Annotated in this window: 3 protein-coding genes; all 3 read left to right on the forward strand. The window is 71.5% G+C overall.

Going from position 1 to position 5278, the window contains the following annotated elements; genetic code table 11:
- The first annotated feature begins 190 nt into the window (after positions 1 to 190).
- Genes LOY02_RS17665 through LOY02_RS17675 form a run of 3 tightly spaced genes read left to right on the forward strand, consistent with a single transcriptional unit; the run spans position 191 to position 5114 of the window.
- Positions 191 to 1747, forward strand: coding sequence for an alpha/beta hydrolase (locus tag LOY02_RS17665; protein ID WP_317183683.1), 1557 nt, complete (start codon positions 191 to 193; stop codon positions 1745 to 1747).
- The gene (locus tag LOY02_RS17670) at positions 1741 to 3471 is read left to right on the forward strand and encodes an alpha/beta fold hydrolase (protein ID WP_317183684.1); all 1731 of its coding nucleotides are present in this window, start codon (positions 1741 to 1743) and stop codon (positions 3469 to 3471) included. Before LOY02_RS17665 ends, LOY02_RS17670 begins: the two co-directional genes overlap by 7 nt.
- Positions 3402 to 5114 (forward strand): alpha/beta hydrolase, encoded by a 1713-nt coding sequence (locus LOY02_RS17675; protein ID WP_317183685.1) that lies wholly within the window; start codon positions 3402 to 3404, stop codon positions 5112 to 5114. The genes LOY02_RS17670 and LOY02_RS17675 overlap by 70 nt, the downstream gene beginning before the upstream one ends.
- Positions 5115 to 5278: the final 164 nt, after the last annotated feature.

A 5278-nucleotide genomic window follows, 5' to 3' on the forward strand; every position in this document is an offset into this window, starting at 1 on the left:
CGGGCGTGTGCGTTCGGGGCCACTCGACGGGGCGGGAGGGTGCGGGCGTGGCGTTCGGGGCCACTCGACGTGCACGGGCCGAGGCGGGAAGGCGGCGGGAGGGCGGCGAGCGGGTGGCACGAGTCCCACGGAGCGAGCCCAGCGGCATACGGCACCGAGGTTCTCAGCCTGGCAGGTTACGGTTTCCGGCATGACGTCTCGCCACGCCGGCCCTCCACGAGCCCGACGCACGGCCCTGAGCCTCACCGCCGCCGCGCTCGCGCTCGCGACGGTCGCGGCGTGCACGACTCCTGAGCCGGCGGTGGCCCCGATCACCGGCCCCGCCGACGCGCTCACGACGGCTCCCGACGCGGCCCTCGGGGCGTACTACGACCAGAAGCTCGCCTGGCACGAGTGCGACGACTTCGAGTGCGCCGACCTCACGGTGCCGATCGACTACGACAACCCCGGCGACGGCGACATCACCATCAAGGTGCTCAAGGCTCCGGCCCGCAACCAGGGCAAGCGCATCGGATCGCTCGTCGTCAACCCCGGCGGCCCCGGAGGGTCGGGCGTCCAGTACGCGCGCTCTGCCGACTTCATCGTCGGAACCGACGTGCGCTCCTACTTCGACATCGTCGGTTTCGACCCCCGCGGCGTCGGCCAGTCCGCGCCGATCGACTGTCTCGAGGACGACGCCCTCGACGAGTTCCTCGGCACGGACCCCACTCCGGACGACCCGTCCGAGCAGGAGGGCCTCGTCGCTGCCGCGCAGACCATGGCGCAGGGCTGCGCGGAGGGCAACCCCGACCTCATCGCCCACGTGTCGACCGTGGACGCGGCCAAGGACATGGACGTCCTGCGGGCCGCCCTCGGCGACGGGCACCTGAACTACCTCGGCAAGTCCTACGGCACCTTCCTCGGGGCCACCTACGCCGAGCTGTTCCCCGAGCGGGTCGGCCGGTTCGTCCTCGACGGGGTCGTCCCTCCCGACCTCACGAGCGCTGAGCTGGCCAAGGGGCAGGCGCAGGGCTTCGAGCTGGCCACCCGGGCCTACGTCGAGGACTGCGTGAGCGAGGGGGACTGCCCGCTCGGCAACTCGGTCGACGACGGCATGGCCTGGATCCGCGACTTTCTCGAGAGCCTCGACCGGGACCCGCTCCCGACCGACGACCCGGCCGTGCCGGAGCTCACCGAGGCGTGGGGGTCGCTCGGCCTCGCGGCCGCGATGTACGACCAAGGCGCCTGGGGCATCCTCACCGACGCCCTCCGTGAGGCCCAGAGCGGCAGCGGCGCCTCGCTCCTCGGGCTGGCCAACACCTATGCGGACCGCGTGCCGGGCGGTGGCTACACCGGGAACATCATGGAGGTCATCTGGGCGGTCAACTGCCTCGACCGGCCGGACAGCCCCGACCCGGAGACCTACGAGGGCTACGAGGATGACTTCGCCACGGTCGCGCCGACCTGGGGCCCCTTCCTCGCATGGGGATCGCTCGCCTGCGGGGTCTGGCCGGTCAAGGGCGAGAACCCGCCGCACGAGATCTCCGCCGCGGGCAGCAACCCCATCGTCGTCGTCGGCACCACCCGCGACCCGGCGACGATCTACGAGTGGTCCGTCCAGCTGCGCGACCAGCTCGACAACGCCGTCCTCGTCTCGCTCGACGGTGACGGTCACACGGCCTACACCCGCGGCAGCCGGTGCGTCGACGACGCCATCGACGCCTACTACGTCGAGGGCACCCTGCCGAAGGACGGCCTCACGTGCTGAACGACGAGCCCCGCAGCCCCGACGACCTCCCCGACACCCCACCGCAGCCGTATGCCGCTGTGCCGGCTCCCTACCAACCGCCGGCTTCCACCGGGGCCGGCTCGGGCGAAGGACCGGGCTCGGGCGGAGCGCCCCGCCGCGGGCGCGCGGTCGTGGCGGCCGTCGTCGCCGTCGCCCTGCTCGCCGTCGTCGCACTCGTCGCCTGGCGCGCCACGCGTCCGGTCACCCCGGCCGCTGTCCCGGTGACGACGTCCGCCCCGACTGCCTCCGGCCAGGCCTCCCCGACGCCGACTCCCTCTGGCGGCTCGGAGCACCCGGCAGAGCTCGCGGCGTACTACACGCAGGACGTCGACTGGCAGCCCTGCGAGGGAAGCCCGGCACACCAGTGCGCCGGCATCGAGGTGCCGGTCGACTACGCCGAGCCGGACGGCGACACCTTCGAGCTCGCCCTGCGGAAGGTGCCGGCCCTCGAACCATCCCGGAAGGTCGGCACCCTGGTCATCAACCCCGGTGGGCCAGGGGGATCTGGCCTGGAGTACGCCCAGTTCTCCACCTTCGTCTTCAGCAAGGACGTGCGCGAGTCCTTCGACATCCTCGGGTTCGACCCGCGCGGCATCGGCGAGTCCGACGCCGTCACGTGCCTCTCGGACGACGACATGGACCTCCTCTTCGAGAACGACCCGACACCGGACGACGCGGCCGAGCGCGAGAAGCTGCTGAGCGACGCGGAGGAGATCACCGAGCGCTGCGCGGAGGCCGGTGGGGAGCGTGCCCTGCACATGAGCACCACCGAGGTCGCGCGCGACATGGACGTCATGCGCTCCCTCGTCGGGGACGAGCGGCTCAACTACTTCGGTGTCTCCTACGGGACCGTGCTCGGCGCCCTCTACGCCGACCTGTTCCCCGAGCGGGTCGGTCGCTTCGTCCTCGACTCGGCCGTGTCGCCGAACCAGACGGACGCGGAGGAGCTGAGCTACGACATCGAAGGCTTCGAGTCCTCGATCGACGCCTTCATCGAATGGTGCGTGGCTCGCGAGGACTGTGCCTTGGGGACAGACGCCGACGGCGCTCGCGAGCGCATCGCCGACCTGCTCGACGACGTCGAGCAGCGGCCCCTCGAGACGTCCCGGGGCGACATCGACGCGATCGGGGAGGGCTGGCTCGGATTCGCCATCTTCATGTGCCTCTACTCGGAGCAGTCCTGGCCCACGCTCAACCAGGGCCTGGCCGAGGCCTTCGACGGTCGCGGCGACATCCTGCTGGCCCACGCCATGAACGTCGTCGGACGCAGCCCGTCCGGTGACTACGACCCGGGCTCCTACCTCCACGCCATCATCCCGGTCCGGTGCGCGGACTGGCCGCCGAGCGACGCCGAGACCCTCGCCGACGTGCAGCGGCGGGCCCGGACCGAGCACCCGCTGTGGTCGCGCCTCACCGGGATGCTCTACGACAACTGCGGCACCTGGCCCGGGGAGCCCCGCGCACCGTCCGGGACGACGCTCGCCGAAGGGGCCGCGCCGATCCTCGTCATCGGCAACCTCCGCGACCCTGCGACGCCGATCGGCGGCACGAGGCAGCTCGCCGAGGACCTCGACTCAGGAATTCTCGTGACCAGCGACCACGACGGGCACGGCACTTACTACGCTGGCAACTCGTGCGTGGACTCCATCGTCGACGGCTACCTCATCACGGGGACCGTGCCCTCCTCCGACCAGACCTGCTGAGCGCGCTCCGGCTCGGCGGCGCCGTCGCCGTCATCCTCGGCGCTCTCGTCGTCTTCGCGACGATGAAACCGGCCGACCCGGGAGGGGCGACGAGTGGGCAGCCGGCCCAGCGGCATACGGCATCGACCCCCACTCCCAGCGAGACGACCACGGGAGCGGCCGGCGCGGCCGACCTCATCCGCTTCACGGCGGCACTCGACCCCAACCCGCCGGCGCTGGCTCGCTTCTACGACCAGCAGGTCGCGTGGACGGAGTGCCCGGACGACGACGACTTCGACTGCGGCTACGTGAGCGTGCCCGTCGACCACGATGAGCCGGGCGGTCCGACGATCGAGCTGGCCCTGCGCAGACTGCCCTCCGAGTCGGCCCGCCCGAAGGGGACGCTCTTCGTCAACCCCGGCGGCCCCGGCGGGTCCGGCACCGAGTTCGTCCAGGAGCCAGGCATCTTCGGCGACGAGCTCCGCGAGACCTGGCACATCGTCGGATTCGACCCGCGGGGGATCGGCGAGTCGGCCTCCTTCGAGTGCCTCACCGCCGAGGAGCTCGACGCGATGTATGCGGCGGATCCGACGCCGTCCTCACACGAGGGCCGACTCGCCCTGACCCGAGCAGCCACCGCCCGGGTCGAGCAGTGCCAGCGCCGCGGTGGCGCGCTCGGCGCCAACATGGGCAGCGAGGCCGTGGCCGCCGACCTCGACATCCTGCGCGAGGCAGTCGGGGACGATCGGCTCAACTACTACGGCGTCAGCTACGGAACCCTCATCGGCGCCATCTATGCCGACCGCTTCACCTCCCGAGTGGGACACCTGGTCCTCGACTCGGCGGTCTCGCCCGACGCCCTCGAGGTCCCGTCCGTGACCCAGAGCGAGGTGGACACGAACGCTCGCCACTGGGGCCGGCAGTTCGACACGCTCTTCGCCGACTTCGTCGCGGAATGCCAGGACGATCCGCCCTGCCCCCTCGGCGACGACACCGAGGACGCGAGCTCGACCGTCATCGACCTGCTCGACTCGCTCGAGACCGCGCCGCTGCCGACGGAGTTCGACTCGCTGCCCCAGGTCACCGAGGGCTGGGCCGTCACCGCGATCGGCGAAGGCCTGCTCGACCCCGCCTCGTGGCCCTACCTCGTCGACGCGCTTCACCTCGCGATCGAGGACAACGACGCCACGGAGCTCGCGTGGTTCGCCATGGTGGCGGTCGGGCGCGACGTCGACGGGACCTACCCCGGGTCGACCTACGGCAAGAGTCACCTGCCCGTGACGTGTGCCGACTGGCCGGTGCAGACCTGGGCGGACCGCACACCCAGCCCGGAGGTCCTCGAGGAGCACCCGCTCTTCGCCCGGATCCAGCCGCCGTTACCCCCCGAGTGCGCCGGATGGACCGGCGAGCTGCGCAGCAACCTGCTCGTCAGGGCGGAGCCGGCCACGCCCGTGCTCGTCATCGGCAACGAGCGCGACCCGGTCACGCCCATCGAGGACGCCGAGCACCTCGCCGAGATGATCACGAGGTCCCGGCTCGTCACGGTCGATGCGGCCGTGCACGGGGCGTACGCGATGGGCAATGCCTGCGCCGACCGGGTGGTCGAGGACTACCTCGCGCGGGGTCTCCCGCCCGAGGACGGACTGGAGTGTGCGGCCGAGTGAGCCGGCCCGAGATCGGGCGTGGGCGGCCTCTGGTCGGGGTCGTCGGCGGGTGTCCGGCTCGATTTCGTGACGTTGCGCCGCCATGCGTATACTCAGCAACCGTGCTTCGGCACCTGCCGCCTTAGCTCAGTCGGCCAGAGCGATTCACTCGTAATGAATAGGTC

The sequence above is a fragment of the Intrasporangium sp. genome, assembly GCF_032907665.1.
In the GTDB taxonomy this organism is placed as follows: domain Bacteria; phylum Actinomycetota; class Actinomycetes; order Actinomycetales; family Dermatophilaceae; genus Intrasporangium.

Excerpts from the sequence above, each read along its gene's own strand:
- LOY02_RS17665 (WP_317183683.1), top strand. The coding sequence starts at position 191 with ATGACGTCTCGCCACGCCGGCCCTCCACGAGCCCGACGCACGGCCCTG.